This window comes from Arthrobacter sp. I3 (genome assembly GCF_000520575.1).
In the GTDB taxonomy this organism is placed as follows: domain Bacteria; phylum Actinomycetota; class Actinomycetes; order Actinomycetales; family Micrococcaceae; genus Arthrobacter; species Arthrobacter humicola_A.
The window spans coordinates 1-2,289 of the sequence record NZ_AZSB01000555.1 but is presented as its reverse complement, the minus strand read 5'-3'; the positions used below and the strand labels follow the sequence as shown (position 1 = coordinate 2,289).

General features: G+C 61.9%; 2 protein-coding genes and 1 pseudogene. 2 read left to right on the top strand and 1 reads right to left on the bottom strand.

The features are described from left to right. Positions 1–209 (top strand): annotated as a pseudogene (locus Y706_RS0102665) (IclR family transcriptional regulator C-terminal domain-containing protein); the annotation flags it as partial. Positions 210–423: 214 nt separating this feature from the next. Here the strand turns inward: Y706_RS0102665 and Y706_RS0102660 are convergent. Further along, positions 424–1,170: an IclR family transcriptional regulator gene (locus Y706_RS0102660; protein ID WP_253906677.1), complete on the bottom strand. Its 747-nt coding sequence runs from the start codon at positions 1,168–1,170 to the stop codon at positions 424–426. 680 nt (positions 1,171–1,850) lie between these two features. Between Y706_RS0102660 and Y706_RS0102655 the strand changes: the two genes are divergently transcribed. After that, positions 1,851–2,289, top strand: a 439-nt coding sequence (locus tag Y706_RS0102655) for an isochorismatase family protein (protein WP_043434349.1), incomplete at its 3' end; no start/stop codon positions are given.

The following is a 2,289-nucleotide window of genomic DNA, read 5'->3' as shown; positions in this document are numbered from 1 at the left end:
AGGAATACGGCGTGTCCGCTCCTGTGCGGGACTACCGGGGCGAAGTCGTCGGCTGCATCACAGCCAGCGCGCCCCGATCCCGAGTGCAGTACATGCAGAGTCAGTCGATCCTGCGCGAAGCCGTGCTCGAGGCCGCGGCGCGGGTGTCTACACGGTTGGGCCACCTGCCGGGGAAACAGATCCAGGTCGCTGACGGCGCTGTTGGCTGATCCGAGCAGGAGCCGATGGGCCTGCGAGCCGTGATCCTCGGTGGTTTGCCAGAGCAGGGACCGACGGAGCCTCAAGCAGGGCCACCCCCTCGAAGTTGGCAGCTGCTCCCTCTCGGATGACCCTTTCCGAGTGCGACAGCGCGGTCAAGCGTCTCGATCTGAATGCGGTCGAATACATGATGTTGCTGACGTTTCGCCTAGCCGCGTGGATGAATCACCCCGGAAGCGAGGCCGCCCAGCCCAAGCGGGTGGATACTTCCGAGGCAGCCTGTTGTACGGCTTGAACCAGAGCATCCTTGGTGGCGTGCTTTTGCACGCGGGAACGGGGGGCGGATGCAGTGATGCACCCAACCACCTTGCCCCGGTAATCCCGAACCGGAGCGGAGACCCCAAACTCCTCCTCCGTAGTCGAACCGTCGTTAATGGCGTATGCCTGACGGGCGACTTCCTGCAGGTGGGCGGTGTGGTCCAAAGGCAAACCATCTCCTGCCGTGCGTAGTATCTGCCCGGATTCGATCAGTTCCGTCGCGAGAGCCGGCGCCAGCTCCGCCAGGAAAATCCGCACTGAAGAGCTCTCGAATTTGTTGTACCGGGTTCCGATGGTGGCAGTGTGTTTGACCAGATTCGGGCTGGCAACCTGCTCCACGACGATGGCCTCGTGACCATTCCAGACCGAGATAGCGCTGGTCTCTTGGGTGCTTTCGGTTAACTTCTCCAAATACGGAACCGCGGCGCGGCGGACATCCAGATCCGCCAGCAAGGGGGCGGACAACGCGAGGAGGCCCAGCCCGAGCCGATACCGTCCCGTCTCCTCATCCCGCTGGACATATCCAGCTTCTGTTAGACCGCTAAGAATGCGTGAGACCGTGCTCTTGTGGAGGCCAACACGCTGAGCAACCTCAGTCACGCCAAGAACCGGACTTTGAACGGAAAAGGCTTCCAGGACAGCAAGACCGTTCAACAGTGACGCCGCAGCTCCTTGGACCTGCCCGTTGTCATGCCTCGGCCTGCCTGCCACCTTCATCCTTTCGCGCTACGTGACTATCCCGCCACTCTTTGGGGCCATCATATGCCGCAATCTGTACCCGCCTCACTGAGGTTGTCAGTTCCACACTGCGGACGTGAGATTAACGGACAGAAGGCCCACCTTGGCGGGCCTTCAAAGTGTTCCGCTCAAACTACATCCGAGCTTCGGCAGGCTTTCCTGCTTTTGCCTCGTCCCGAAGGGATCGGCTGCTTTGCTAGCAACATAGTCACAACAGGAGCAACGCACGTTGGCCTACTTTGCGCTCTACCCACCCGGCATAACTGACCTGGCGGGCCGACGATGTTGCTCGTGGAGCAAGGCGAGCCTCAATAGAGAAACCGGCGGATAGTGTCATCGCTTGGCACGAATGTTTCCGCCGGGAAAACTGCGGATGCCTCAGCCCGTGTTGCTGGGGTGGGCGGGCCGCGAACCGGCCCCTCGCCGGGCTGCCGGAGTGACGCACTCGCCGATGCTCGCCCTATCGAGAAGTTGGTCCGGTGGAGATGCAGACTCCGGGCACCTCTGGTGGTGCGCCGGTTCGTGCGCTACAGTATCCAGTACAGCAACCTCGTTGCTAGCTTAGAAACACAACAGCCAAGAGAGTGGAGAGAACCATGACAGCAGAGACAGAGACGTCCAACGACATCGAAGCCCGTCTTGCAGCAGTGCTGGAGGAGGCGTTCGAAGCAGGCACGGGCATCTACAACGAGCGAGGCTTCAAGCGTCGGATCGGCTACGGCAACCGCCCCGCCGTCATCCACATCGACCTCGCGAACGCTTGGACCCGTCCGGGTCACCCGTTCAGCTGCCCGGGCATGGAGGAGATCATCCCGAACGTCCAGCGGATCAACGAGGCCGCGCGCGCCAAGGGCGTCCCGGTCTTCTACACCACGAACGTGTACCGCAACCGCGACGCCACCTCCGGGACGAACGACATGGGCCTGTGGTACTCGAAGATCCCCACGGAGACCCTTCCGGCGGATTCCTACTGGGCGCAGATCGACGACCGCATTGCGCCCGCGGAAGGCGAGGTCGTAATCCAGAAGAATCGCG